Origin of the sequence: Streptomyces sp. NPDC012769 (genome assembly GCF_042901205.1) — a bacterium.
Lineage (GTDB): Bacteria > Actinomycetota > Actinomycetes > Streptomycetales > Streptomycetaceae > Streptomyces.
The window spans coordinates 1,286,688-1,311,888 of sequence record NZ_JBIBCP010000002.1; the positions used below are offsets into that span (position 1 = coordinate 1,286,688).

The 25,201-nt window shown below is 74.3% G+C and carries 22 protein-coding genes; 12 read left to right on the forward strand and 10 right to left on the reverse strand.

What is annotated here, in order from left to right:
- The first annotated feature begins 55 nt into the window (after nucleotides 1-55).
- Nucleotides 56-1,570, forward strand: a complete 1,515-nt coding sequence (locus ACFY7C_RS14895) for an aldehyde dehydrogenase family protein (RefSeq protein ID WP_389649174.1) — start codon at nucleotides 56-58, stop codon at nucleotides 1,568-1,570.
- Nucleotides 1,571-1,577: 7 nt separating this feature from the next.
- Here the strand turns inward: ACFY7C_RS14895 and ACFY7C_RS14900 are convergent, their stop codons facing one another.
- Nucleotides 1,578-2,576, reverse strand: coding sequence for a zinc-dependent alcohol dehydrogenase family protein (locus tag ACFY7C_RS14900; RefSeq protein ID WP_389649177.1), 999 nt, complete (start codon nucleotides 2,574-2,576; stop codon nucleotides 1,578-1,580).
- 102 nt (nucleotides 2,577-2,678) lie between these two features.
- On the opposite strand from ACFY7C_RS14900, the gene ACFY7C_RS14905 reads away from it, so the two are divergent.
- Nucleotides 2,679-3,593, forward strand: a complete 915-nt coding sequence (locus ACFY7C_RS14905; protein WP_389649180.1) for an AraC family transcriptional regulator — start codon at nucleotides 2,679-2,681, stop codon at nucleotides 3,591-3,593.
- A 94-nt stretch (nucleotides 3,594-3,687) separates the two neighbouring features.
- Here ACFY7C_RS14905 and ACFY7C_RS14910 read toward each other — a convergent pair whose 3' ends face one another.
- Nucleotides 3,688-5,052 (reverse strand): MFS transporter, encoded by a 1,365-nt coding sequence (locus ACFY7C_RS14910; protein WP_389649183.1) that lies wholly within the window; start codon nucleotides 5,050-5,052, stop codon nucleotides 3,688-3,690.
- 70 nt (nucleotides 5,053-5,122) lie between these two features.
- Here ACFY7C_RS14910 and ACFY7C_RS14915 point away from each other — a divergent pair, with 70 nt between their 5' ends.
- The 5 genes from ACFY7C_RS14915 to ACFY7C_RS14935 all read left to right on the forward strand — a co-directional run bounded on the left by ACFY7C_RS14915 (nucleotide 5,123) and on the right by ACFY7C_RS14935 (nucleotide 9,830).
- Nucleotides 5,123-6,136 (forward strand): GlxA family transcriptional regulator, encoded by a 1,014-nt coding sequence (locus ACFY7C_RS14915; RefSeq protein WP_389649186.1) that lies wholly within the window; start codon nucleotides 5,123-5,125, stop codon nucleotides 6,134-6,136.
- A 171-nt stretch (nucleotides 6,137-6,307) separates the two neighbouring features.
- On the forward strand, nucleotides 6,308-7,534 hold the full coding sequence (locus ACFY7C_RS14920) for a hypothetical protein (protein ID WP_389649189.1): 1,227 nt from the start codon (nucleotides 6,308-6,310) through the stop codon (nucleotides 7,532-7,534).
- A gap of 58 nt (nucleotides 7,535-7,592) precedes the next feature.
- Nucleotides 7,593-7,772: a DUF1918 domain-containing protein gene (locus ACFY7C_RS14925; RefSeq protein WP_389649192.1), complete on the forward strand. Its 180-nt coding sequence runs from the start codon at nucleotides 7,593-7,595 to the stop codon at nucleotides 7,770-7,772.
- 206 nt (nucleotides 7,773-7,978) lie between these two features.
- Complete coding sequence (locus tag ACFY7C_RS14930; RefSeq protein WP_389649194.1) at nucleotides 7,979-8,674, forward strand: DsbA family oxidoreductase; 696 nt, start codon at nucleotides 7,979-7,981, stop codon at nucleotides 8,672-8,674.
- 82 nt (nucleotides 8,675-8,756) lie between these two features.
- Nucleotides 8,757-9,830, forward strand: coding sequence for an aminotransferase class V-fold PLP-dependent enzyme (locus ACFY7C_RS14935; RefSeq protein WP_389649197.1), 1,074 nt, complete (start codon nucleotides 8,757-8,759; stop codon nucleotides 9,828-9,830).
- 14 nt (nucleotides 9,831-9,844) lie between these two features.
- Here ACFY7C_RS14935 and ACFY7C_RS14940 read toward each other — a convergent pair whose 3' ends face one another.
- A complete protein-coding gene (locus ACFY7C_RS14940; protein ID WP_389649200.1) occupies nucleotides 9,845-10,366 on the reverse strand; it encodes a MarR family winged helix-turn-helix transcriptional regulator in 522 nt (173 codons plus the stop codon).
- A 115-nt stretch (nucleotides 10,367-10,481) separates the two neighbouring features.
- On the opposite strand from ACFY7C_RS14940, the gene ACFY7C_RS14945 reads away from it, so the two are divergent.
- Nucleotides 10,482-11,549: an alkene reductase gene (locus ACFY7C_RS14945; protein WP_389649203.1), complete on the forward strand. Its 1,068-nt coding sequence runs from the start codon at nucleotides 10,482-10,484 to the stop codon at nucleotides 11,547-11,549.
- 25 nt (nucleotides 11,550-11,574) lie between these two features.
- On the opposite strand, the gene ACFY7C_RS14950 is transcribed toward ACFY7C_RS14945, so the two are convergent.
- Entirely contained in the window at nucleotides 11,575-12,678 is a 1,104-nt protein-coding gene (locus ACFY7C_RS14950) for a pyridoxal-phosphate-dependent aminotransferase family protein (RefSeq protein ID WP_389649543.1), read from the reverse strand.
- Nucleotides 12,679-12,767: 89 nt separating this feature from the next.
- On the opposite strand from ACFY7C_RS14950, the gene ACFY7C_RS14955 reads away from it, so the two are divergent.
- Entirely contained in the window at nucleotides 12,768-13,862 is a 1,095-nt protein-coding gene (locus tag ACFY7C_RS14955) for an amidohydrolase family protein (protein ID WP_389649206.1), read from the forward strand.
- Here the strand turns inward: ACFY7C_RS14955 and ACFY7C_RS14960 are convergent.
- On the reverse strand, nucleotides 13,859-14,446 hold the full coding sequence (locus ACFY7C_RS14960) for a GNAT family N-acetyltransferase (RefSeq protein WP_389649209.1): 588 nt from the start codon (nucleotides 14,444-14,446) through the stop codon (nucleotides 13,859-13,861). The genes ACFY7C_RS14955 and ACFY7C_RS14960 overlap by 4 nt on opposite strands.
- Nucleotides 14,443-16,620: a penicillin acylase family protein gene (locus ACFY7C_RS14965; protein ID WP_389649212.1), complete on the reverse strand. Its 2,178-nt coding sequence runs from the start codon at nucleotides 16,618-16,620 to the stop codon at nucleotides 14,443-14,445. Before ACFY7C_RS14965 ends, ACFY7C_RS14960 begins: the two co-directional genes overlap by 4 nt.
- 84 nt (nucleotides 16,621-16,704) lie before the next feature.
- On the opposite strand from ACFY7C_RS14965, the gene ACFY7C_RS14970 reads away from it, so the two are divergent.
- Entirely contained in the window at nucleotides 16,705-17,505 is an 801-nt protein-coding gene (locus ACFY7C_RS14970; protein ID WP_389649215.1) for a siderophore-interacting protein, read from the forward strand.
- 283 nt (nucleotides 17,506-17,788) lie between these two features.
- On the forward strand, nucleotides 17,789-18,787 hold the full coding sequence (locus ACFY7C_RS14975) for an SCO1860 family LAETG-anchored protein (protein WP_389649218.1): 999 nt from the start codon (nucleotides 17,789-17,791) through the stop codon (nucleotides 18,785-18,787).
- A 75-nt stretch (nucleotides 18,788-18,862) separates the two neighbouring features.
- Here ACFY7C_RS14975 and cobC read toward each other — a convergent pair whose 3' ends face one another.
- Nucleotides 18,863-20,458, reverse strand: coding sequence for an Rv2231c family pyridoxal phosphate-dependent protein CobC (gene cobC, locus ACFY7C_RS14980; RefSeq protein WP_389649221.1), 1,596 nt, complete (start codon nucleotides 20,456-20,458; stop codon nucleotides 18,863-18,865).
- A gap of 6 nt (nucleotides 20,459-20,464) precedes the next feature.
- On the opposite strand from cobC, the gene ACFY7C_RS14985 reads away from it, so the two are divergent.
- The gene (locus ACFY7C_RS14985) at nucleotides 20,465-21,193 is read left to right on the forward strand and encodes a ZIP family metal transporter (protein ID WP_389649224.1); all 729 of its coding nucleotides are present in this window, start codon (nucleotides 20,465-20,467) and stop codon (nucleotides 21,191-21,193) included.
- 2 nt (nucleotides 21,194-21,195) lie between these two features.
- Here ACFY7C_RS14985 and ACFY7C_RS14990 read toward each other — a convergent pair whose 3' ends face one another.
- Genes ACFY7C_RS14990 through ACFY7C_RS15000 form a run of 3 tightly spaced genes read right to left on the reverse strand, consistent with a single transcriptional unit; the run spans nucleotide 21,196 to nucleotide 25,177 of the window.
- The gene (locus tag ACFY7C_RS14990; protein WP_389649227.1) at nucleotides 21,196-22,545 is read right to left on the reverse strand and encodes a cobyrinate a,c-diamide synthase; all 1,350 of its coding nucleotides are present in this window, start codon (nucleotides 22,543-22,545) and stop codon (nucleotides 21,196-21,198) included.
- A complete protein-coding gene (cobO, locus tag ACFY7C_RS14995) occupies nucleotides 22,539-23,147 on the reverse strand; it encodes a cob(I)yrinic acid a,c-diamide adenosyltransferase (RefSeq protein WP_356691609.1) in 609 nt (202 codons plus the stop codon). Before cobO ends, ACFY7C_RS14990 begins: the two co-directional genes overlap by 7 nt.
- A complete protein-coding gene (locus ACFY7C_RS15000; protein ID WP_389649230.1) occupies nucleotides 23,147-25,177 on the reverse strand; it encodes a putative cobaltochelatase in 2,031 nt (676 codons plus the stop codon). The genes cobO and ACFY7C_RS15000 overlap by 1 nt, the downstream gene beginning before the upstream one ends.
- Between the last annotated feature and the right edge of the window lie 24 nt (nucleotides 25,178-25,201).

Sequence of the window (25,201 nt, forward strand, 5' to 3'; positions counted from 1 at the left end):
CATAGAGTCCCTGTCGGGTTCACCTACAGGGACCGTGTTCAGAATAGCGAACAACATGGGCGAGAGGTGTGGCGTGGCAGCAGAATCAGCCGTGACGGCGGAACACGTGGCGGAACCAGTGTGGAGCGTGGACCCCCGGACGGGGAAGCCGCGGGAACAGGTCGCGGTCGAGGCCACGGCCGAGGAGGTCGACGGGGCCGTACGCGCCGCGCACGCCGCCCGTGGCGCGCTCGCCGACCGCACCGCCCGCGCCGCGCTGCTGCGCACCGCGGCCGACCTCCTCGACGGGGCCAGGGACCGGGTCGTCGAGGCCGCCGACGCCGAGACCGCCCTCGGACCGGCCCGCCTGACCGGGGAACTCGCGCGGACCACGGCCCAGTTGCGCTACTTCGCCGACATCGTCGACGACGGCGCCTTCCTGGACGTGCGGATCTCCCGCCCCGACCCCACCACCACGCCGCCCACTCCCGACCTGCGGCGCATGAAGATCCCGCTCGGCGTCGTCGCCGTCTACGCCGCCGGCAACTTCCCGCTCGCCTTCTCGGTCCCCGGCGGCGACACCGCCAGCGCGCTGGCCGCCGGCTGCCCCGTCGTGATCAAGGCGCACCCCGACCACCCGGCCACCTCCGAGCTCTGCGCCGCCCTGCTGCGCCGCGCCGCCGCCGAGACCGGGCTGCCGCAGGACGTCGTCGTGCTCGTGCACGGCTTCGGCGCCGGCGTGGAGCTGATCCGCCACCCGCTGGTCGCCGCGGCCGGTTTCACCGGCTCGGTGACGGGCGGCCGTGCCCTGTTCGACGCCGCCGCCGCCCGACCCGTACCCATCCCCTTCCACGGCGAACTCGGCTCGCTCAACCCGGTGGTGATCACCGAGGCCGCCGCCGAGGAGCGGGCCGAGGAGCTCGGCGCCGGACTCGCCGGGTCCATGACCCTGGGCCAGGGCCAGTTCTGCACCAAGCCCGGCTTCGTCCTGGCCCCGGCGGGCGAGGCCGGCGACCGCTTCGAGGCCGCCCTGACGGCCGCCCTCAAGGACGCCGAACCGGGCGTGATGCTCGCCGGCCGGATGCGGGGCCACTTCCTCACCGCCACCTACGAGGACGCCCAGGTCGAGGGAATCGCCGCCCCCGTCCACCCCGGCCCCGCCGGTCCGCACACCGTCCAGGCGGGCTACCTCAGCACCGATGCCGCCACCCTGCTCGACGGACAGCGGCACGTGCTGCTGCGGGAGACCTTCGGCCCGGTGACCCTCGTCGCCCGCTACGGCTCCCGCGAGGAGGTCAGCGCCGTCCTCGCCCTCGTCCCCGGCAACCTCACCGCCACCCTGCAGATGGCCGACGAGGACCCCGACGCCCCCGCGCTGCTCGCCGAACTCACCCCGCTCGCCGGCCGCGTCCTGGTCAACGGCTGGCCCACGGGCGTGGCGGTCGCCGACGCCCAGCACCACGGCGGCCCGTACCCGGCCACCACCTCCCCCTTCACCTCTGTCGGCGGAACGGCCATCGAGCGCTGGCTGCGCCCGGTCGCCTACCAGTCCACCCCACAGCACCTGCTGCCGCCGGAGCTGCGGGACTGAGGCCGGGTCAGACCCGCACCACGATCTTCCCGGTGTGGGTGTTGGACTCCATCAGCCGGTGGGCGTCGGGCATCGCCGCCAGCCCGTCGAAGACCTCGGCGACCACCGGCGCCAGCGAGCCGTCGCGCAGCCCCGAGCCGATGAACCCGGCCATCCGGGCGCGCCCCTCGGCCGAGCGCACCACCGCGCCGTTGGCGTAGCCGCGCACGGTCAGCGGCCACTGCATCGGCACCTCCGCCGGCCGGTGGTCCAGCCAGCCGTACAGCACCGCCGTGCCCTCCGGGCGCAGCGCCCCGCCGAGCCGGGCGAAGCCGGGGCCGCCGATCGCGTCGAAGACGAGGTCGGCGCCCCGGCCGCCGGTGATCCCGCGCACCGCGCCGACCAGGTCCTCGTCATCGGTGACGACCACGTGCGGGGCGCCGAGCTCCAGCAGCCGCTCCCGCTTCGCCTTCTCGCGGGTCGCGGCGATCGGCACCGCGCCGACCCGCAGCGCCGTCTGGATCGCGGCCGTGCCGACCCCGCTGGACGCCCCGGTGATCACCACGTGGCCGCCGGGACGCAGCCCGCCCGCCTCCACCATGCCGCCGTACGCCGTCGAGTACGCCAGCCAGGCCGCCGCCCCGGCCACCGCGTCCACCCCCGCCGGGCGCGGCACCACGTACTCCTCCCGGAGCACCACCCGCTCCGCGTACACCCCGTGCACCCCGAAGTCGAAGTTGGCCGCCGCCATCACCGGATCGCCCGGCGCGTACGCGGTGACGCCCTCGCCGACCTCCTCGACGACGCCCGCCGCCTCGTAGCCGAGCCGTGAACCGGGCAGCGTGGCCCGGTAGTAGTACGTGCCCGAACGGAACAGCGCCTCCGCCCGGTTGAGGCCGATCGCCTCCACCCGCATCCGCAGCTCGCCGGGCCCCGGCGCCGGAAGCGCGATCTCCTCGACGCTCAGCACCTCCGGTCCGCCGAGCTCGTGGAACAGAACCGCCGTGGTCTTCGTGTCGTTTCCCATGCCCCTGACGCTAGGCGGGCAGGGCGAGACGCTCCATGTCTCTCCGGCTCCTGTCCTTGTCCGATCGTCTCGTCCTGCGCGCTGAGCGGTACGGTGCGGGGCATGGACGTACTGAGCGATGCCATCGCCGCGATGCGCACGGGCCGGCCGCACTCCTCCCGCACCGTCAGGTTCGCGCCCTGGGGCTTCCGTTTCCCGCCGAGCAGGGGCGCCGGCTTCCACGTCGTCCTCCAGGGCACCGCCTGGCTGCTGCCGCCGGACGACGCCGCGCCCGTCCGGCTCTGCCCCGGCGACGTCGTCCTGCTCGCCCACGGCACCGGCCACGGCCTCGCCGACCGCCCCGACACCCCGCTCGTCGACGCCGTGCCCGCGCCCGACGGCAGCTGGCCCACCGCGCCCGACCGCGGACCCGTCGGCGCCGAGGAGACCCTGCTCCTGTGCGGCGCCTACCAGTTGAGCCGGACCCGCGCCCATCCCCTGCTCACCGAACTGCCCCCGTACGTCCACATCCCCGCCCGGGTCGGCGCCCACCCCCGGCTGCGCGCCGCCGTCGAGATGCTCGGCGCCGAACTCGCCGAACCCCAGCCCGGATCCGACGCGATCGTCCCCGCCCTCCTCGACACCCTGCTGCTCTACTTGCTGCGCACCTGGTGGCTGACCGAACGCGCCGACCGCTCCACCGGCTGGTCCGCCGCCCTCGGCGACCCGGCCGTCGCCGCCGCACTGCGCGCCCTCCACGACGACCCGGCCCGCGCCTGGACGGTGGAGGAGCTCGGCGCCCTCGGCGGCCTCTCCCGCGCCGCCTTCGCCCGCCGCTTCACCACTCTCGTCGGCCGCCCGCCGCTCGCCTACCTCACCTGGTGGCGTCTGACGACCGCGGGCCGGCTGCTGCGCACCGACGACCTGCCGCTGCGCACGGTCGCCCGACGCTCCGGCTACTCCTCCGAGTTCGCCTTCGCCAAGGCCTTCAAGCGGGAGTACGGGGTGGCGCCGGGTCAGTACCGCAAGGCGTCCTGACGGCCGCTCCGGCGACTCCCCCGGCGACCACGGCCGATGACTCCCCCCGGCGGCCACGTTCGGCGTGACTCCTCCCGGCGGCCGCGCCCGGCGACTACGCCCGGCGGCGGGGGAGCCGCAGCGACCCGAGGGCCGTCAGGGTGAGCAGCCCCGCGCTGACGAGCAGCGAGTCGCGCAGGGCCCGCTCCACGCCCCCGGCGGCGGCGAGGGAACCGAAGACCGCGACGGCCAGCGCCCCGGCCGTCTGCCGGACCGCGTTCAGCAGGCCCGCCGCCGTGCCCGCGCGCTCGGCCGGCACGGCCTCCAGCATCGTGGCGATCAGCGGCGGCAGGGAGAAGCCGCAGCCCAGGGCCAGCGGCACCAGCAGCAGCGCCTGCACCGGCCGCGGGGTGCCCGCGTCCACGGTGAGCAGCCCGAGCAGCCCGGCCACCGCGACGACCTGGCCGACGACGATCGGCAGCCGGGACCCGTACCGCGCCGCCACCCTCGCCGACAGCACGTTCACCCCCGCGAGCAGCCCCGTCATCGGCAGGAACATCAGCCCCGCACCGAGCGCCGACAGGCCCAGGACCTGCTGGAAGAACAGACTGAAGACGAAGACCATGCCGTAGAAGGCCACCGTGTTGGCCGCGCCCGCCGTCACCGCGACGACCACCGGCACGCGGCGGAACAGGTCCAGCGGCACCATCGGATGCCTCCGCCGTGCCTCGATCACCAGGAAGGCGGCGAAGGAGACCGCCGCCACCCCGAGTGCCCACCACACCCGCGGGCCGCGCTCGATCGCCGCGAAGGTCAGCGCGGTGAGCGCGACCACGGCCGTCAGCTGACCCGGCAGGTCGAGCGGCACGGGCCGCCGCGGCGAGCGGGCCACCCGGGCGAGCAGCGCGAGCGCCAGCAGGCCGAGCGGCAGGTTGACGAAGAAGATCCCGCGCCAGCTCCACGCCGTGGTCAGCGCCCCGCCCACGACCGGGCCGAGCGCCACCGCCACCGTGCCGCCCGCCGCCCACAGCGACACCGCGCGGGCCCGCCGCGCCGGATCGCCGTACGCCTCCCGTACGAGCGCGAGGGAGGCCGGCAGCATCACCGCCGCCGCGGCGCCCTGCACCGTACGGGCCGCGAGCAGCGCCGGAAGCCCCGGGGCCAGACCGCAGGCGGCCGAGGCCAGGGTGAAGACGACGACCCCGGCGGCGTACGCCCGGCTCGCCCCGATCCGGTCGGCGAGCGCGCCGCTGGACAGCAACAGCGCGGCGAACGGCAGCGTGTACGAGTCGACCACCCACTGCAGTCCGGTCATCCCGGCCCCCAGATCGGCGCCGATCGCGGGCAGGGCCACGTTCACCACCGACGTGTCGAGGGTGATGAGCGCGAAGCCCAGCAGGGCGGCGGTGAGCGCGGTGGACGGGCGGCGGTGGGCGGCGGGGGAGCCGACGGGCGGGCGGACGAGGTCTGTTGTGCTCATCCGCCCAGCCTGGTGATCATCGCGGCCGTACAGTAGTGGCCGGAATGCCATATCCCCGGAGGTTCTGGCCATGACCCGTCTCCGGCGCGTCGCCGTCGTCGCCGCCCCGCCCGTCTCGATGTTCAACCTCGCCATCCCGGAGATGCTCTTCGGCAAGGTCGAGATCGACGGACGCCCCGGCTACGAGACCGTCATCTGCACGCCCGACCCCGGCCCCGTCGCCACCACCGGCGGCCTCGACCTGCACGTCCCGCACTCCCTCGACGCCGTGGACGCCGCCGACACCGTGGTCCTGGCCGGCAGCGGTTCGTACACCGACCCCGATCCGCGCATCCTGGACGTGCTGCGCCGGGCCGCCGCCGACGGCAAGCGGATCGCCTCCATCTGCACCGGCTCCTTCGCGCTCGCCGCCGCCGGACTCCTCGACGGCCGCGGCGCCACCACCTACTGGGCCTACCGCGAGCTGCTCGCCGAACGCCACCCGGCCGTCGACCTCCAGGACGACGTCCTCTTCGTGCAGGACGGGCCGCTGCTGACCTCCTCCGGCTACGCCGCCGGCATCGACCTGTGCCTGCACGTCATCCGGACCGACCACGGCGCCGCCGTCGCGAACACCGTGGCCCGGCTCGCCCTGGTCGCACCGGTACGGCCCGGCGGCCAGACCCAGTTCACCCAGACCCCGCTGCCGCCCGAGCGCGGCGTCTCCTTCGCCCGCACCCGCGCGTGGGCCATGGAGCACCTCGACGAGCCGCTCACCCTCACCGACCTGGCCCGGCACGCGGGCGTCTCCGTCCGCACCCTCTCCCGCCGTTTCCTCGCCGAGACCGGTCTGAGCCCCCTCCAATGGCTGCTGCACCAGCGCATCGAGCGGGCCAAGGAGCTCCTGGAGACCACCACGCTCCCCATGGACCGCCTCGCCCACGAGTCCGGCCTCGGCAGCGCGGACTCCCTCCGCCGCCACCTGCTGCGCAGGACCGGGCTCACCCCCACCGCGTACCGGGCCTCCTTCAGCCGCCTCGCCGAGGCCGGGGCCGGCGTGGACGTCGACCGGCTCGCACCGGCGCGCGCGGCGGGTGAACGGTGAGGGCCTCCGGCGCCGACGGTGGGGGCGGCACAAACCTGTTCGCCACAGAATCAACCGTAAAGGTGAGAGATCGGCGGGATCGCCCCTTTCTCGTCGCGTGAGCAGAAGGATGGGGCGCGGGATGGATCTTCCTCCAGCCCCACGCACGCACGCGAACACAGGGAGCTTGTTTTGGCCGCGGAGCAGAACATCGAGCAGCAGGTCGGAAGTCTGGTCCTCCAGGCGTCGGTCTCTTCCGTATCCCCCCTGCCGTACCCGGTGCCGGACGCGGACGAGGAGTGGGACCTGCCGTACGGGTTCGCGAGGGTCTACTACGGCGAAGGCTTCAAGGGCGTCCGATGGCCGGTCATCATGGCCGACGGGTTCAACCTGGGCGCGAGCGACCTGACCGCGTTCTACGCCGGGCTCGACCGGGACCATTCGCTGATCACCAAGATGCGCCGGCAGGGCAGGACGGTCATCCTGCTCGGCTTCGAGGACCGCACCGCCTCCATCCTCCACAACGCCGAAGCCGCGCAGGCGGCCGTCATGCGCACCATCGCCGAGCAGGTCGGAGACGACCGGCTGGCCGTCGGCGGCTTCAGCATGGGCGGCCTGGTCACCCGCTACGCCCTCGCCCGCCTGGAACACCAGCGCATCGACCACCGGACCGCGGTGTACTTCTCCTACGACACCCCGCACCGCGGCGCCGTGATCCCCATCGGGATCCAGGCCTTCGCCCACTTCATCCCCACCCTGCCGGGGCAGCGGAACGACTTCGCCCGGCAGATCGACAGCCCCGCCGCGCGGCAGATGCTGTTCCGCCACTACGACAGCGACACCGGCACGGTCCGGGAGGACCCGCTGCGCACGGAATTCCTGCGCCGGCTTCAGGAGGTCGGCGGCTGGCCCCGGATCCCGCGCCTCATCGGGGTCGCCAACGGCACCGGCGACGGCACCGGCGTCGACGCCCGGCCCGGCGAGATGGCCCTGAAGTCGACCGGCGCGGTCGTCTTCCCCGGCACCACGTTCCACACCCAGGCCACCGGCGACGGCGTCACGGTCGCCGAGCTGAAGCGGCTGCTGCCGCCCGCCTCGAAGACGGTCAAGACCGACGGCCTCCCCGAGCTCGACGGCGCCCCCGGCGGCACCCTCGACTCCTACGGCATCATCGCCAAGGCCCTGGAGGACAAGGGCGGCAAGACCGACCTGCGCCACCCCACCGTCTGCTTCGTCCCCTCCGTCAGCGCCGTCGCCGTCCGCGACATCGGCAAGCAGGACGACCTCTACATCAAGATCGACGGCCTCGACCCGGAGGAGAGCGAGCTGGACGACTTCCTGTGCTCCTCCGGAACCACCGCCCACACGGCCATCACCGCCGAGCTCTGCGAGTGGCTTCTGGACCGGCTCCCGAACTGACCTCGTTGTAACCCCCCACGAATGACCGACCGCCATGCGGCAGCGAAAGGTGTGAACTGTGCAAGCGAACGTCGGAGATCAGATCATCATGACCAACCGAGTCGGTCAGCACGAGACCGTTGAGGTCGTGGACGTGCGAGGAGCGGACGGGGCCCCTCCCTACCTCGTCCGCTGGCCCAACGGACGAGAAGCGCTCGTGCACCCCGGCCCGGACTCAGAAGTCATCGCCGGCGGTTAGCCCGCTGTCGTCCCGTCGCCTGTAGCCCGTCCCACGACCCCCGCTTCACGCGGGGGTCGTTCCTTCTGGCGGGACGGTCGGCGTCAGCGTTCCTCCGGTGTCGTCCGCCTCACACCGGTCCCGGCGGCGGAATGAATCCGGCGGGCCGGGGCGTTCCCGCCACGGAAACAGCCCGCCCGCCGTCCCCGTCGAGGAGAGAAGCCCCCATGCGCGTCGAGATCTGGAGCGACATCGCCTGCCCCTGGTGCTACATCGGGAAGGCCCGCTTCGAGAAGGGGCTCGCGGCCTTCGCCCATCGCGACGAGGTCGAGGTCGTGCACCGCTCCTTCGAGCTCGACCCGAACCGGCCCAAGGGCGACACCGCCCCCGTCCTGGAGATGCTGGCGAAGAAGTACGGGCGCACCCTCGACGAGGCCCGTGCCATGGAGGCCCATGTCGCCTCCAACGCCCGGTCCGAGGGGCTCGGCTACCGCTCCGAGGGTCGTGATCACGGCAACACCTTCGACATCCACCGCCTGCTGCACCTGGCGAAGGACCGCGGCCGGCAGAACGAGCTGCTCGACCTGGCCTACCGGGCCAACTTCGCGGAGGAGCGTTCGGTCTTCGACGCCGAGACGCTGGTGGCCCTCGGCGTGGAGGCGGGTCTCGACGAGGGCGAGGTGCGTGCGGTGCTGGCCGACGAGACCGCGTACGCCGAGGCGGTGCGGGCCGACGAGCGCGAGGCGGCCGAACTGGGCGCCAACGGGGTGCCGTTCTTCGTGCTCGACCGGAAGTACGGGGTCTCCGGCGGCCAGCCCGCCGAGGTCTTCACCCAGGCCCTGGAGCAGGCCTGGCAGGGCCGGACCCTGCAGCCGGTCGGCGGGGACGCCGCCGCCTGCGACATCGACGGTGGCAACTGCTGAGCTGTCGCTATAAGTGACTCTTTGAGATCTTCCGAGACTATAGGCAATTGACTTGGGGTCGCGAGGGATCCAGGCTGTGGCCATGGAACCTCTGGAAGTCACGGAAACCCTGGAGCCCCTCGGCGGCGCCGAGTTCGCGCCCCGGCAGACCTATCTCAACACCTCCGCCTGCGCGCTGCTGCCGCGCCGCACGGTCGAGGCCGTCACCCTCCTCGCCGAGGAGACCGCCGCCGGCCGCCCCGACGGCGCGGGCAGCTTCGACGTCGTGGACGAGGCCCGGGCCGCCTTCGCCCGGCTCGCCCACGTCGCCCCCGAGCGGGTCGCGGTCGGCAGCTCGGTCTCCGTCCACGTCGGCATGGTGGCGCAGTCCCTGCCGTCCGGAGCCGAGATCCTCTTCCCCGAGGGCGACTTCTCCTCCGTCATCACCCCCTTCACCGTCCGCGGCGACCTGAAGACCCGCTTCGTGCCGCTGGAGCGGCTCGCCGAGTCCGTCCGGCCGGAGACCGCGCTCGTCGCCTTCTCCGCCGTGCAGTCGGCGGACGGCCGCACGGCCGACTTCGCGGCGATCCGCGCCGCCGCGGCGGCGCACGGCGCCCGCACCCTGCTCGACGCGACCCAGTCGGCGGGCTGGCTGCCGCTGTACGCGGGGGAGTGGGACTACACCGTGTCCGGCGGCTACAAGTACCTGCTCTGCCCGCGCGGCGCGTCCTTCCTCACCGTCACCGAGGAGGCGCAGGACACGCTGCTGCCGATCCACGCCGGCTGGGTCACGGGCGAGGAGCTGTGGGTCAACAGCTACGGCCCGGTGCGCGAACTGGCCCGCTCGGCACGACGGTTCGACGAGCCCGCCGCCTTCCTGTCGTACCACGGCGCGGCCCGCTCGCTCGCCCTCCTGGAGGAGGTCGGCATCGAGCGCATCGAGGCCCACAACAAGGCCCTCGCCGCCCGCTTCCGGGCCGGGGTCGCCGCGCTCGGCCACGCCCCGGTGCGGGACGACTCGACGGTGGTCGGCGTCCCGGGCCTCGGCGACCGCAGCGCCGCCCTGCGCGAGGCGGGCGTCCTGCTCTCGGCCCGCGCCGGCAATCTGAGGGCCTCCTTCCACCTCTACAACTCCGCCGCGGACGTCGACCGCGCGCTGGAGGTCCTGGCGGGCTGACCCGGCAGATCGGGCTACGCGCCGCCGGCCGGCGGCGCGCAGGCGTCCACCCCGTCGCCCGCCTCGTGACAGAGGTTCTCCTCCAGGCGTGCGAGGAGGCGTACGAGGTCCCCGCGTTCGGCCGGTCCGAGGCCGGCCAGGGAGTCCTCCTCCAGTCCTGACCACACCTCCTCGACGCGGGCCCGCAGGGCCTCGCCCTCCTCCGTCGCCTCGACCAGCACGGCCCGTCGGTCGGCAGGGTCGGGGCGACGGCGGACATGGCCGCACTGCTCCAGGCGCTGGAGCATCTTCGTGACCGTCGAGGGGTCGAGCCCGAGCGACTGGATCAGCGCGGACTGGCGCACCGGCCCGCAGTCCCAGAGCGCCATCATCAGGAACTCCTGCCCCGGGTAGAGGCCCAGCTCCCGAAGGCGCCGGCCCGCCGCGATCCGGTGCAGCCGGGCCACCCGCGAAAGGGCGAAGCTCAGGGGGCCGCCGCGGGCGGCGGACGGCAGGTCGCCCGCCACGGCGCTACAGAGGGGGTCGGTTCCAGACATGTGCGGCTCCTCGTGAAGTCTCTGTCACCAGATTAGCTTGGTCGGCCAATCAATGCGCTACAGTGGCTCGCACGGAGATAGTTGGCCGACCACATAAAACTGTGAGGGAACCGCCATGACCACCGCCTTCGACCCCGTCGACCTCGCCGGCACGCGCCTCGCCAACCGCATCGCCATGGCGCCCATGACCCGCAGCCGGGCCGACGGCGTGCACCGCACCCCGAGCCCGCTGGTCGCCGAGTACTACGCCCAGCGCGCATCGGCCGGACTCATCGTCACCGAGGGCATCCAGCCGGTCCCCGAGGGCCAGGGCTACCCCAACACCCCCGGACTGCACAGCCGCGAGCAGATCGCCGCGTGGCGCGAGGTCACCGACGCCGTCCACGAGCGCGGCGGAAAGATCTACGCCCAGCTGATGCACGCCGGCCGGATCAGCCACCCCGACCTCCTCGACGGCGACCTCCACCCCGTCGCCCCCTCGGCCGTCACCCCGGCCGGACAGCTCTTCGCCGGCACCGGCCTCATCGACTTCGTCGCCCCGCGGGAACTCACCGGCGACCAGGTGCGCGAGGCGATCGCCGGCTTCGCCGCCGCCGCCCGCAACGCCGTCGAGGCCGGCTTCGACGGCGTCGAGATCCACGGCGCCAACGGCTATCTGGTCCACCAGTTCCTCGCCACCGGCTCCAACCGGCGCACCGACGAGTGGGGCGGCCCGGTGGAGAACCGGATCCGCTTCGCCGTCGAGGTCGCCCGCGCCGTCGCCGACGAGATCGGCCCCGAGCGCACCGCGATCCGGCTCTCCCCGGCCAACCCGTACAACGACATCACCGAGACCGACACCGACGAGACCTACACCCGCCTCGTCGACGCCCTCGAACCCCTCGGCCTCGCCTACCTCCACGTCACCGAGGCACAGCCCGGAGGGCGCGAACTCACCCTCGCCCTGCGCAAGCGGTTCTCCGGCACCTTCGTCCTCAACCCGGCCACCGAGGGACCCACCGGCCCCGAGTCCCTGGCCCTGATCGAGGACGGCACCGCCGACCTCGTCGCCTTCGGCGCCCTCTTCCTCGCCAACCCCGACCTGCCCGCCCGCCTGAAGGCCGGCGGCCCGTACAACACCCCGGACCGCGGCACCTTCTTCGGCGGCGACCACCGCGGCTACACCGACTACCCGACGCTGTAGCCACGGCCCCCACGGAGGCGTCGGCCTACGCGCCCCACGCCTCCGTGGCCGCCCGGTGCGCCGCCGCCGGGTCCACCGGGCGGCCGGTCTCCGCCAGCGCCGCACCCAGCGCCGCGAGCGAGGACCGCACCACCTCGGGGGTGGCGTCCACCCCGTAGTGGTTCACCCGGATCATCTCCTTCGCCAGCGCCCCTCCGCCCGCGACCAGCGGCAACGACGGGTCCGCGGCCAGCGCCTTCGCCACCAGCTCCGAGGCGTCCACGCCGGCCGGGGACCGCAGGGTCGTCGCGACCGGCGCCGCGTCCCTCGCCTCGTGGACGTACGGCTCCAGGCCGCCGCCGAGCGCGAGCGCACCCGCGCGGGTCGCCGCCGCGGCCGAGGCGTGCCGGGCCATCAGCGCGTCCAGACCCTCCGCCTCGATCCGCTCCAGGCACGCCTCCAGGGCCAGCATCTCCAGCTGCGCCGGGGCGTGCAGCAGCGCCTTGCGACCGCCGTCGATCCACCGCTCCTTCCAGTCCAGGAGGGACAGGTACGAGCGGCGCGGCGCGGCCGGGTTGGCGGCGAACCGCTCCCAGGCCCGCGCGCTCACCGACACCGCCGAGACACCCGCCGGGCCGCCCATCGCCTTCTGCGCGCCGATGACGCACAGGTCGACGCCCCACTCGTCCGGCAGCACCGGCTCGGCGCCGATCGACGCCACCGCGTCCAGGTAGAACAGCGCGCCGTGCTCCCGCACCACCTCGCCGATCTCCGCGACCGGATTGGTGTTGCCGGTCGCCGCCTCCGCGTGCACCAGCGACACGAAGTCGATCTCCGGGTGCTCCTCGAAGGCCCGCGCCACCTGCTCGGCGGTCACCGCCGAGTGGAACGGCACCTCCAGGTCCACCACCGTCGCACCGCAGTCCCGCAGCCAGTCGCCGAAGGTCTGCCCGTACGGGCCGGTGATCACGTTCAGTGCCGTCGAGCCGGGCCGCGCACCGCTGCGGATGCAGCCCTCCAGCGGCAGCAGCGCCTCGCCCTGGGTGATCACCACGTCCTGCCCGGTGCGGAGCAGCTCGGCGACCCGCCGCTCGATCGACGCGAACCGCGCGGCGGTCAGCGGGGCCAGGTCCAGAAACGGATGGGTCACGGTCACGGCGGTGCCTTCTTCGAATCGCATACAGAGGTACGGGTGGAACTCCCGGCCAGCGTAACGGGGCACCCTCGTAGAGTGCGGGTATGAGCGATGACGCGGTGCTGCATGTGAAGGGGCGGGTGCTCGTCGGCCCGGAGGACGTACGGGACGAACTGTGGTGCGTCGACGGGCGGATCACGTTCGAGAGGCCGGCCGCGCCCGCCGGGGAGACCCTGACCGTCGAGGGCTGGGCGCTGCCCGGCCTGGTCGACGCCCACTGCCACGTCGGCCTCGACAGGCACGGCCCCGTCGACGAGGTCACCGCCGAGAAGCAGGCGCTCACCGACCGGGACGCCGGCACCCTGCTCATCCGCGACGCCGGCTCGCCCTCCGACACCCGCTGGATCGACGACCGCGACGACCTGCCGAAGATCATCCGGGCCGGCCGGCACATCGCCCGCACCCGCCGCTACATCCGCAACTACGCCCACGAGATCGAGCCCGACGAGCTCGTCGCCCACGTCGGCCGCGAGGCACGGCGCGGCGACGGCTGGGTCAAGCTCGTCGGCGACTGGATCGACCGCGACCTGGGCGACCTGGCCCCGTCCTGGCCCCGCGCCGAGGTCGAGGCGGCCATCGCCGAGGCCCACCGGCTCGGCGCCCGGGTCACCGCGCACTGCTTCGCCGAGGACTCGCTGCGCGACCTGGTCGAGGCCGGCATCGACTGCGTCGAGCACGCCACCGGCCTCACCGAGGACACCATCCCGCTCTTCGCCGAGCGCGGGGTCGCCATCGTGCCCACCTTGGTCAACATCGCGACCTTCCCGCACCTCGCGGACGGCGGGGAGGAGAAGTTCCCGCGCTGGTCGGCCCACATGCGCCGACTGCACGCCCGCCGTTACGACACGGTCCGCGCCGCCTGGGACGCGGGCATCCCGGTCTTCGTCGGCACCGACGCGGGCGGCTCCCTCGCGCACGGCCTGGTCGCCGCCGAGGTGGAGGAGCTCACCAAGGCCGGCATCCCGGCCCTGGACGCCCTCTCCGCCACCACCTGGCGCGCCCGCTCCTGGCTGGGCCGCCCCGCCCTGGAGGAGGGCGCCCCGGCCGACCTCGTCGTCTACGGCGAGGACCCGCGCGCGGACGTCCGGGTCCTCGCGGCCCCCCGCCGCGTCATCGTCAACGGCAGGGTGATCGGCTAGTCACCGGCCTTGGTGAGCCTCTCGGAACGGGAGAAGAAGGCGAGGCGCGCCCTCTTCTCCGGGATGAAGACCTCCGGCAGGTCCACCTCCGGCAGCACGACCTCCGGGCCCAGCTCGAAGCCGGCCCGCACCAGCCGGGCGATCGCCTTCTCGTTGGCGGCGTCCGGCTCGCCCACGATCCGGGTCCGGCCGGTCAGCGCGAAGTCGATCAGGGCCGTCAGCAGCCCCTCGGTGAAGCCCCGCTCCGGCGCCACCGACGGCCCGACGAACAGGTGCACGCCGATGTCCCCGGGCCGCACCTCGTAGCACTCGGAGACCCGGTCGGCCTCGGGGTCGTACGTCTGGAAGAGCGCGACCGGCACGTCGTCGCGGTGCACCAGGAAGCCGTGGTGGGTGGTGAGCGAGTCGAGGTGCGCGTAGATCTCCCGCACCTGCTCGACGGTGGTGCCGGCCATGCCCCAGAAGCGGCCGCGCTCCTCGTTCACCCAGGCGTGCAGGAGTGGGGCGTCCCGCTCGGGGTCGACGCGGTCGATCCGGACGGTGCCGAAGCCCTCGACGGTCTGGACGTGCTCGGTTCTGCTCATGCGGTTTCCTTGGTGAGGTGGTTCCAGTCGGTGGTGACGGGGGCGAGTTCGCCCCGCAGCCACAGGGGGAGCTGATCGCGGTGGTGCGGGTCGCCGGCCACCCCGGAGGCGCCGAACGGCACGACCCACAGGCTCCGGTCGCGGTCCGCCAGGTCCCAGACGTAACGGGCGGCCGAGGCGCGGGCGCTGCGGTCGGTGAAGCCGGGCACGCTGGAGGTGGACAGCACGCAGTCGTGGTCGCCGCCGAGCCCCGGCCACTGGTCGTCGTCCTCGTCCGGCAACGCCTGCCAGGGCGCGAGCCGGTGCGTCACGCCCCACGCGGGCGGGATGCGGCCGGCCGCGACCTCCGCTCCCACCTCCTCCAGCGCCTCCCGGACGATCCGCTCCACGTCCCCGGCCGGCACCGGCCCCGAGACGAGCAGCGTCTCCAGGGCGAACGCGACCCGTGGGCCGAGCGCGAGCCAGGGCTGGAACAGCGCGGGACACGGGGCCGGTTCACGCAGCTCCGCGAACGCCTCGTGCCCGGCCATCCGCCGCACGACCGCGCCGCGCACGGCCGCGTACAGGCCGGCGTCGGTGCTGTCGGCCGCCATCCGCCGGTCCCAGCCGAGCAGCCGGTCGCGCACCGAGAGGGCGGCGGGGGACAGCCCGTCGTCCCCGGTCTTCCGCAGCGCGTCCAGGAGGCGGCGGGCGGACGGGTTGTCGGTGTCGGTGTGGACGGCCGCCGTCGCGGCCGGCGTCCAGGACGTGGAGCCGTCGAGCAGCGCGGCGATCCGCTCGGCCCGGTGCGGTGGCGCGAACTCGACGCCCAGCGGCGCGGCGAGCCCGCGCGCGTTGGCCATCACGGCGTAGCCGTCCACCTCGGCCCGGGGCATCGCCCGGGCCTCCGGCTCCCACCCGTGGCCCGCCTCCCAGGCGGGCACGACCCGCAGCTGGTGCGCCCTGTCCCGTACGGGCACGTAGCCGGCGACCCGGTGCAGCAGCCCACCGTCCACATCGGCGGCCTGGACGACGTTCACCGGCTCGACCCACCGGTCGAGCACCCGGTCCACGTCGTCGACGCGGCGCGCCCGCAGCAGCGCGGGCAGCACGGAGAAGCCGAGCTCGCCGGTGACCCGCGGCGGATAGCGCAGGCTGACGGCCTCCCACTCGGCGCCCTCGCCGTCCACGTCGCCGCCTTGGAGCCCCTCGGCGCCCTCGCCGTCCGGGCCCTCCTCCGGATCGCCCGTCCCCAGGGCGCCCGCGCCGGTCGTGGGGCCGCCGTCCGCGCCGATGATCACGGGGCCGCGGGCGGTCTCGATGACCTCGATCGCGACCGGCTCGGACAGGTCCCGGACGTGGACCGACTCCGTGTGCGCGGTGGCCGCCTCCCAGCCGTCCGGGCCGAGGGCCTCGACGCGGCCGTCGGGCAGCCGGCGCAGGCGCTCGTGGTAGAGGTCCTGGTAGTCGGCCATGGCGTTGGTGATGGCCCAGGCGACCCGGCCGGTGTGGCCGAAGTGGGCGAGGCCGGGCACGCCGGGGACGGCGAGGCCCATGACGTCGTACTCGGGGCAGGAGAGACGGATCTGCTGGTAGACGCCGGGCGCCTCGATGAAGCGGTGCGGGTCGCCCGCCACGATCGCCGCGCCGCTCGCCGTCCGCGCGCCGGAGACCACCCAGCCGTTGGAACCGGCCGTCCCGGGGCCGTCCGTGGCGAACAGCTCGGTCCACTCCTCGCCGAGCCGCCGCGCGACCCGGTCCCGCCACAGCTTGGTGGGGAAGCCGGCGAAGAGGATGTGGGTGGAAAGCCACACCGCGAGCGGCGTCCACGGCTCCCAGTGCCCCGGCTCCAGACCGGTCGCGGCGAACTCGGGCGCCCGCCGGGCCCCGTCCGCCAGGCCCTCGTTGACCCCGTCCACGTAGGCCCGCAGCCATGCCGCCGTCTCCGGGTCGAGCCGGTCCCGGCAGCGGCGCGCGGTGTCGGCCAGCCTGGCCTGCCGGGCGAAGGTGTCCCAGCCGGTCTCCGCCGCACCGAGGAACGCGGCCGTGGTGCCCTGCGCCCGGTGCCGCTCGACCTCCAGCTGCCAGGCGCGGTCCCGGGCGGTCACGAGGCCCTGGGCGCGAGCCAGTTCGCGACTGTCGGCGGCGCGCAGATGCGGGACGCCGTAGGCGTCCCGGAAGACCTCGATGCTCACTGCGTACGACCCCGATCCACTCGCCGGTTCTTAGGTTAGGCTGACCTAAATTAATCTACAGGACCGCAGGGGGAGGAGATCACGGTGGGTCGTACGGGCCACGGCTGGGAGGGCGTCGTCCTCAAGCTGTTCCGGGGCAGGGACTTCACGTTCACGGTGACCGGCGCCGAGCAGGTCACCGAGCACTACCGCCGGGTGCGGCTCACCGACGGCGGACTGCTCGCCGCCGCCGGCGTCCACCCCACCATGTGGGTGCGCCTCTGGTTCGACCATGCCGGCAAACCGCACCAGCGGGCCTACACCCTCGTCGACCCGGACCCCGAGACCGGCACCTTCGGCCTCGAGTTCGCCCTCCACGACGGCGCCGCCAGCCGCTGGGCCCGCACCTGCGCCCCCGGCGACACCATCGAGGCCACCCTCCAGGGCACCGGCTTCACCGCGCCCGACCCGGCGCCGGGCCGGCTCCTCGTGATCGGCGACGCCGCCTCGCTGCCCGCGATCAACTCCCTGCTCGACGCCTTCCCCGGCACGCCCGCCACCCTCTGGTTCGAGACCGTCCACGCCTCCGACGAGCAGCTGCCGCTGCGCCTCGACGGCGACCTGCACGAGGTGCGCCGGGTGCCGCGCGAGGACGCCGGCGGGGCCCTGGTCGCCCGGGTCCGGCAGGAGCTGCCCCCGCTCGTGGCCGCCGCGACCGACCCGTACGTCTGGATCGCCTGCGACACCGCCACCACCCGCACGCTGGCCGCATACGTCCGCAAGGAACTCGCCCTCCCCAAGGAGCGGGTGCACGCGCTCGGCTACTGGCGTCCGACGCGGGAGCGTGCCGCGGACCGCACGGCCGGCCGCGCCACCGACCGCACCGCGGACCGAGCCGCGGGTTGACGGGCCGTTACCCCCGTCCGGCGCACATCGTTCTCACTCCTCCCTGGTGAGCGCCCTCGCGGCCGCGCGCACGTGACGCACGGGGCGCCCGGGAACGCTTGTGCCGAAAGATTCGAATATGAACGCGGAAACCACCCTTTGGAGTGAACTCACGCCGGGTGCCCGCCAGTTCACCCACAGTGCGTAAAGATTCCGGTGTCTCGAGTCGCCGGCGCCGCAGTGACCCACAGTCCCCGTGGCGAGCGGCCGGCGACGCCATGTCTTCTGTGGGGGTTCCACCACCGTGAACAGCAACACCTTCCGCCTGCCCGTACGCCGCACCGCCGCCGCGGCCACCGTCGCCGCGCTCGCCGTCGGCCCCCTGGTCCTCGCGGCCCCGGCCGCCCACGCCACGGGCGGCACGGGCGGCGCCGGAGGCGGCGGAGGCCAGGGCGGCGAAGGCCGCGCCACCGCCGTCGTCCTGCGCACCGGGCTCGACGTCAACCTCCTGAACAAGGCCGTGAGCGTGCCGCTGCGCGCCTCCCTCAACGAGGTCGAGGCGCCGGCCAGCGCCGAGAAGACCGCGCTCAGCGTGAAGGTGCAGGGGGCCGAGGGCGGACAGCCCGTGGACATCCTGAAGGCGGACGTCGCCACCGCCGAGGCGACCGTGGAGGGGAACACGGCCAAGGGCCACGTCAACCTCGTCAAGGCCCGCCTCCACGTCCCCGGGCTGCCGCTGCTGTCCCTCGTCGAGCTGGAGAAGGTCACCTCCAAGGCCGTCTGCGAGGCCGGCAAGCGGCCGGTCGCCGCGTCCAACCTCCTCGGTCACGTCACCGTCCTCGGCAAGAAGACCACCCTGTCGACCGGCGGACGGACCAAGGTGAGCGTGCCCGGTGTCGGCGAGGTCGTCCTCGACCTCTCCCGTACCTCCACCACCTCCCGCACCGCCGCCGCGACCGCCCTCGAACTGACGGTGGAGGTCAACCCGCTCCAGCTCAACGTCGCCGAGGTCAAGGGCAAGGTCACCCTCGCCGAGGCCACCTGCGTCACCCCGGCCGGCACCCGGCCGACCGAGCGGCCCTCGCAGCGGCCCAGCGAGCAGCCCACCAGGGAGCCCTCCGCCGAGCCCAGCCGCGACACCGACGTGCAGACCCAGAACGGCGGCACCACCCCCACCCAGAACCTCGCCGAGACCGGCGGCAGCTCCATGACCCCGTACCTGGTCGGCGGCGCGGTCCTGCTCCTCGGTGTGGGCGGCGGCGCGCTCGTCCTGGCCCGCGGCCGGGCGCGCGCCCGCGGCTGACCGGCCCGAGGGGGAGCGGAAGGGGACGAAGGGGGTGGCGCCGGCCGGGCGCCACCCCCACGCGTCCCGCTCCGCTCAGCCCAGCAGCAACAGCGCCTGGTCCAGGGCCTGCAGGAACCGGTTCGTCGTCACCCGGTCCCGCACCGCGAGCCGCAGCCAGTTCCGGTCGAGCCCGGGGAAGGTGTCACCGCGCCGGGCCGCGAACCCGAGCGCCCGCAACCGGTCCCGTACCGCGTCCGCGCCCTCGATGCGGACGAGGACGAACGGACCCTCCGCCGCCGCGACCGCCCGCACCTCGTCGAACTCCGCGAGCCCCGCGAGCAGATGCGCCCGCTCCACCCCGATCCGGTGCGCCGCGTCCTCCGCCTCCGCGAGCGCCGCCCGCGACATGCACGCCTCCGCCGCCACCAGCGCCGGCGTCGACACCGGCCACAGCGGCTGTACGCGCTCCAGCGCCTCGATCGTCTCCGGTTCGGCCAGCACATAGCCGATCCGCAGCCCGGCCAGACCCCAGGTCTTCGTCAGGCTGCGCAGCACCACCAGACCCGGCACGTCCGTCCGCGAGGCCAGGGACTCCCGCTCGCCCGGCACCGCGTCCATGAACGCCTCGTCGACCACCAGCGTCCGCCCCGGACGGGCCAGCGACGCGATCGCGGCCGCCGGATGCAGCACGGACGTCGGGTTGGTCGGATTGCCGATCACCACCAGATCCGCGTCCTCCGGCACCGCCGAGGGATCCAGCCGGAAACCGTCCTCCTCCCGCAGCAGCACCCGCTCCACCTCGTGACCGGCGTCCCGCAGCGCGGCCTCCGGCTCGGTGAACTGCGGATGCACCACGACCGGCCGCCGCACCGGCAGCGCCCGCGCGAGCAGCACGAACGCCTCCGCCGCACCGGCCGTGAGCAGCACCCGCCGGGCCGGCAGATCATGCCGCTCGGCGACCGCCGCCCGCGCCACCCGGCCGTCCGGATAGGCCGCCAGACCGGTCAGCGAATCGGCGATCCGCGCCCGCAGCCACTCCGGCGGCGTGTTCGTCCGCACATTGACCGCGAGGTCGATCAGCTTCTCGTCCCGCACCTCGGCGTCGCCGTGGTGTCTCAGATCGTGCGCGTCAGCAGAAGTTGGGGTGTCCATGGCCGCCGTCGTGTGGGGGGTGGGGATGGGGATGGTGCACGTGGGGGGAGAGGTGAGCTTGCCAGCGATGTACCCGTGGGTCGAGGGCAACAACCGTGTGGTGTGCGCAACTTCGTTCGTACAAAGCGGTACGGAACGGGCGATCGCGCAGGTCACGCGCCGGGTCTTCCGCTTCGGCACCACCAGCACCGACCCCGGCCCCGCCCCGCGCAGCGCCGCCGCCTCCGCCACCGACCCCGTGCCCGTCGCCGCCCGCGCGGCCGCCGACGGATGCGGTACGGCCACCTCCGCGAGCTCCTCACTCACGAACGCCCGCACCGGAACCCCGAGCCGTGCCGCCGCCGCCACGATCCCCGGCTCCGCCGCCCGCGCGTCCAGCGTCGCCAGCGCCACCACGTCCCCGCCGCTCAGCCCGGCCTCCCGCAGGACCGCCCCGATCAGACCGAGCACCTCCTCCGCCGTGACGCCCGACCGGGCGCCGACTCCGGCCACCACCGCCGAGCCGAGGTGCGCGCGGGCGCCGCCATCCGATAGCAAAGGCCCATGGCTGTAGTCGTCGCGCTCGGCGCGTTCCTCATGACGCTGTTCGGAGGCTGGACGGCCCAGCGCGTCACCGACCGCCGCCACCTCGTCCTCGGCCTCGCCGGCGGCCTCATGCTCGGCGTCGTCGGACTCGACCTGCTGCCCGAGGCCCTGGAGGCCGCGGCCACCCCGGTCTTCGGCGTCCCCGAGGCCCTGCTGCTCTTCGCCGGCGGCTTCCTCTTCGCCCACGTGGTGGAACGCCTGCTCGCCGTCCGCCAGGCCGCGCACGGGGCGGAGGCCGGAGACAGGGTGCCGCAGGTCGGACTCACCGCCGCCGCGGCCATGGTGCTGCACAGCCTCATGGACGGCATCGCCCTCGGCGCCGCCTTCCAGGTCGGCGGCGGCATGGGCGCCACCGTCGCCGTCGCCGTCATCACCCACGACTTCGCCGACGGCTTCAACACGTACACGATCACCAGCCTGTACGGGAACGCCCGCCGCAGGGCCGTCGCCATGCTCGTCGCCGACGCCCTCGCCCCGATCGCCGGCGCCGCCTCCACCCTGCTGTTCACCCTTCCGGAGGAACTGCTCGGCTGCTATCTCGGCTTCTTCGGCGGCGCCCTGCTCTACCTCGCGGCCGCCGAGATCCTCCCCGAGGCCCACCACGAACACCCCGCCCGCACCACCCTGCTGTGCACGGTGGCGGGCGTGGCCTTCATCTGGCTCGTGGTGGGCCTGTCCGGACACTGACGTCACGCGCAGTGCTCCACGAACCGCACGGCGGCCTGCGGAGCGCCCGCCCAGTGCGTGTGCACGTAACTGGCGTGCACCCCGCCCCGCACGAAGCCCTCCACGCGGCGCTCCGGCTGCCGCAGCCCCCAGGCCGCCCGCTCACCCGCGCCCGGCTCGATCACCGTCCGGTGGAACTCGTGCCCCCGCATCCGCGTCCCCGAGGCCGCCAGCACGCTGTCGTTCACGGCGACCGCGTCCCGGTAGCCGAGCGTGAGGCGCGACGACATCCGCGCGTCGGCGTCCAGCACCCCGCACATCGGCCGCCCGTCCAGCGACCGCGCCAGATACAGCAGGCCCGCGCACTCCGCCGCGACGGGCGCACCCGACGCGGCGAGCTCCGCCACGGCCTTCCGCAGCGGCTCGTTGGCGGACAGCTCCTCCCCGTACACCTCCGGAAAACCGCCGCCGACGACCAGCCCCTTCGTCCCTTCCGGAAGGACTTCGTCCCGCAGCGGATCGAAGGTGACGACCTCCGCGCCCGCCGCCGTCAGCAGCTCCGCGTGCTCGGCGTACGAGAAGGTGAACGCCGCCCCGCCGGCGACGGCAATACGGGGCGGGGCCCCGCCGGCCGGCACCCGCACCGCGACCTCCTCAGCCGACCACGGCGCGCAGCCCAGCTCCGGCGCCGACCGCGCCAGCGCCAGCAGCGCGTCCAGGTCGCAGCCCCGCCGCACCTGCTCGGCCTGAGCGGCCACCGCCTCGACCGCCGCCGCCTGCCGCTCCGCCACCGGGACCAGACCCAGGTGCCGCGACGGAGTCGCCACCGCCGGCGCCCGCCGCAGCACACCGAGCACCGGAACGCCCGACTCCTCGAGCGCCTCCCGCAGCAGCGCCTCGTGCCGGTCGGTGGCGACCTTGTTGAGGATCACCCCGCCGAGCCGCACCCCGGGGTCCCACGAGGCGAAGCCGTGCACGAGCGCCGCCACCGAGCGCGACTGCGACGAGGCGTCCACCACGAGCACCACCGGCGCCCGCAGCAGCTTCGCCACCTGCGCGGTCGACGCCAGTTCGCCCTGGCCCGCCGCCCCGTCGTACAGGCCCATCACGCCCTCGACGACCGCCAGGTCGCAGCCCCGCGCACCGTGCGCGAAGAGCGGCGCGACCAGCTCCGTACCGCACATGTACGCGTCGAGGTTGCGGCCCGGGCGCCCGGTCGCGAGCGCGTGGTAGCCCGGATCGATGTAGTCCGGACCCACCTTGTGCGGGGAGACCGCCAGACCACGGCCGGCGAACGCGGCCATCAGACCGGTCGCGACCGTGGTCTTTCCCGCGCCGGACGACGGCGCGGCGATGACGAGACGTGCTACCACTCGATGCCCCGCTGGCCCTTCTGACCCGCGTCCATCGGGTGCTTCACCTTCGACATGTCGGTCACCAGGTCCGCGAAGTCCATGAGCTCCTGCGGGGCGTTGCGGCCGGTGATGACCACGTGCTGCTGCCCCGGACGGTTCCGCAGCACCTCCACCACCTCGGCGGTGTCGATCCAGCCCCAGTGCAGCAGATACGCGAACTCGTCGAGGACGTAGAACTTGTACCGCTCCTCGGCGAGATCCCGCTTGACCTGCTCCCAGCCCTCGCGCGCCTTGTCCTCGTGCGACTGCTCGCCCTCGGCGACCTCGCGCTGGATCCAGGACCAGCCCTCGCCCATCTTGTTCCAGACGACCGTGCCGCCCTTGCCCGTCTCGCCCAGCGCCTTGAGCGCGTTCTCCTCGCCGACCCGCCACTTGGCGGACTTGACGAACTGGAACACCCCGATCGGCCAGCCCTGGTTCCAGGCGCGCAGCGCCATGCCGAAGGCGGCGGTCGACTTCCCCTTCCCGACGCCCGTGTGCACCATCACCAGCGCGCGGTTACGACGCTGACGGGTGGTCAGTCCGTCGTCCGGAACGACGGTCGGCTGTCCCTGCGGCACTATGCGGCCCTCCTCGTAGAGCTGTTGCCTTGTACGTTCCTGACGAGCCCGGCGATCGAGTCGGCGCGCAGCTCGTCCAGCGTCACGGCGGTCCCGCCCAGATCACGGGCGAGGTTCCCGGCGAGACCCAGCCGCACCGGCCCGGTCTCGCAGTCCACCACCACCGCGGCCGTGCCGTCGGCGGCGTGCAGCCGCGCGGCACGGGCGGCGAGCGCCACCGGGTCCGCGCCGCCCCCGGTCGCCCGGCCGTCGGTCACCACCACCAGCAGCGGACGCCGCGAGGGGTCCCGAAGGCGCTCCACCCGCAGCACGTCATGGGCCTTCAGCAGCCCCGCCGACAGCGGGGTGCGCCCGCCCGTCGGCAGCTGCTCGAGCCGCGCGGCGGCGGCGTCCACGGACGAGGTCGGCGGCAGCGCGACCTCGGCGTCCCGGCCACGGAAGGTCACCAGACCGACCTTGTCGCGCCGCTGGTAGGCGTCAAGCAGCAGCGACAGCACCGCGCCCTTGACCGCGCTCATCCGCTGCCGCGCCGCCATCGAACCCGAAGCGTCCACCACGAACAGGACCAGGTTGCCCTCCCGGCCCTCCCGGGTCGCCTGCCGCAGATCGTCCCGGCGCACCACGAGTCCCCGGCCGCTGCGGCCGCGCGCCTTCTGGTGCGGGGCGGCGGCCTGGACCGTCGCTGCCAGGTGCAGCTTCGTCAGCGCGCCCCGGGGCCGGGTGGCGCCGGTCGTCCTGCCGTGCGCGGTCCTGGCCCGGGAGCGGCGCCCGGCGGCACCCTCGCCGAGACCGGGCACGCTCAGCATCTTCGTACGGAACGGCTCACCGGCCTTCACCGCGGCGCGCTCACCGGCTCCGGAGCCGCCGCCCCGCGGGGCCGGTGCCGGGGCCTCCTCGGGCGCCGCGCCGTCGCTCTCGGGGGCCGGCCCCTCGCCCTGCGGCGGGATCCCGCCACCGCCGCCGCCACCGGGCCCGCCGTCCCCGGGGCCGTCCGGCTCCGGGTCCTCGTCCGGCTCCTCGCCCTTGAACTGCTCCAGGGTCTCGTCGAGTTTGTCCTCGTCGAGGCCCGGCGCGTCGAAGGGGTTGCGGCGCCGCCGATGGGGGAGGGCCAGCAGGGCCGCCTGGCGCACGTCCTCCGAGGTGACCTCCGTGCGCCCCGCCCACGCGGCGAGCGCCGTCGCGGTCCGGGCCATCACGATGTCGGCGCGCATGCCGTCGACCTCGAACGCGGCGCAGGTCGCGGCGATCTGGAGCAGCGCGGCGTCCCCGAGGACCACCTGCGGCAGCAACGCCCGAGCCGTGACGATGCGTTCGCGCAGCGCGGCCTCCTCGCCCGCCCAGCGCGCGGCGAAAGCGGCCGGGTCGTCCTCGAACGCGAGCCGCCGCCGCACGACCTCCACCCGCTGCTCGGGCTCACGCGAGGCCGCCACTTCCACGGTCAGCCCGAACCGGTCGAGCAGCTGCGGCCGCAGCTCGCCCTCCTCCGGGTTCATCGTGCCGACCAGCAGGAAACGGGCCGCGTGCCGTACGGAGACGCCCTCGCGCTCCACGTAGGAGGAGCCCATGGCGGCGGCGTCGAGCAGCAGGTCGATGAGGTGGTCGTGGAGCAGGTTGACCTCGTCGACGTACAGGATCCCCCGGTGCGCGGCGGCAAGGAGCCCCGGCTCGAAGGCCTTCACGCCCTCCGCCAGTGCCTTCTCGATGTCCAGCGCCCCGACGAGCCGGTCCTCGGACGCGCCGACGGGCAGCTCGACCATCCGCGCGGGCCGGGCCTGCCGGGCGCCGTCGCGGTGCGGTCCGTCCGGACAGCCCGGGTCCGGCGCGGCCGGATCACAGCTGAACCGGCAGTCCGCGGCCACGGCGACCTCCGGCAGCAGCTCCGCGAGCGCGCGGACGGCCGTGGACTTCGCCGTGCCCTTCTCGCCCCGGACGAGGACGCCGCCCACCGCCGGGCTGACGGCGTTCAGCAGCAACGCCAGCCGCAGGTCGTCCATGCCGACGACGGCGGTGAACGGATACCGGGTGCTCATCGGGTCTTCCTTCCCTCGAGTCCA

Coding starts and splice junctions, on each gene's coding strand:
- ACFY7C_RS14895 (WP_389649174.1), top strand. CDS start 56: ATGGGCGAGAGGTGTGGCGTGGCAGCAGAATCAGCCGTGACGGCGGAA.
- ACFY7C_RS14900 (WP_389649177.1), bottom strand. CDS start 2,576: ATGGGAAACGACACGAAGACCACGGCGGTTCTGTTCCACGAGCTCGGC.
- ACFY7C_RS14905 (WP_389649180.1), top strand. CDS start 2,679: ATGGACGTACTGAGCGATGCCATCGCCGCGATGCGCACGGGCCGGCCG.
- ACFY7C_RS14910 (WP_389649183.1), bottom strand. CDS start 5,052: ATGAGCACAACAGACCTCGTCCGCCCGCCCGTCGGCTCCCCCGCCGCC.
- ACFY7C_RS14915 (WP_389649186.1), top strand. CDS start 5,123: ATGACCCGTCTCCGGCGCGTCGCCGTCGTCGCCGCCCCGCCCGTCTCG.
- ACFY7C_RS14930 (WP_389649194.1), top strand. CDS start 7,979: ATGCGCGTCGAGATCTGGAGCGACATCGCCTGCCCCTGGTGCTACATC.
- ACFY7C_RS14935 (WP_389649197.1), top strand. CDS start 8,757: ATGGAACCTCTGGAAGTCACGGAAACCCTGGAGCCCCTCGGCGGCGCC.
- ACFY7C_RS14940 (WP_389649200.1), bottom strand. CDS start 10,366: ATGTCTGGAACCGACCCCCTCTGTAGCGCCGTGGCGGGCGACCTGCCG.
- ACFY7C_RS14945 (WP_389649203.1), top strand. CDS start 10,482: ATGACCACCGCCTTCGACCCCGTCGACCTCGCCGGCACGCGCCTCGCC.
- ACFY7C_RS14955 (WP_389649206.1), top strand. CDS start 12,768: ATGAGCGATGACGCGGTGCTGCATGTGAAGGGGCGGGTGCTCGTCGGC.
- ACFY7C_RS14960 (WP_389649209.1), bottom strand. CDS start 14,446: ATGAGCAGAACCGAGCACGTCCAGACCGTCGAGGGCTTCGGCACCGTC.
- ACFY7C_RS14985 (WP_389649224.1), top strand. CDS start 20,465: ATGGCTGTAGTCGTCGCGCTCGGCGCGTTCCTCATGACGCTGTTCGGA.
- ACFY7C_RS15000 (WP_389649230.1), bottom strand. CDS start 25,177: ATGAGCACCCGGTATCCGTTCACCGCCGTCGTCGGCATGGACGACCTG.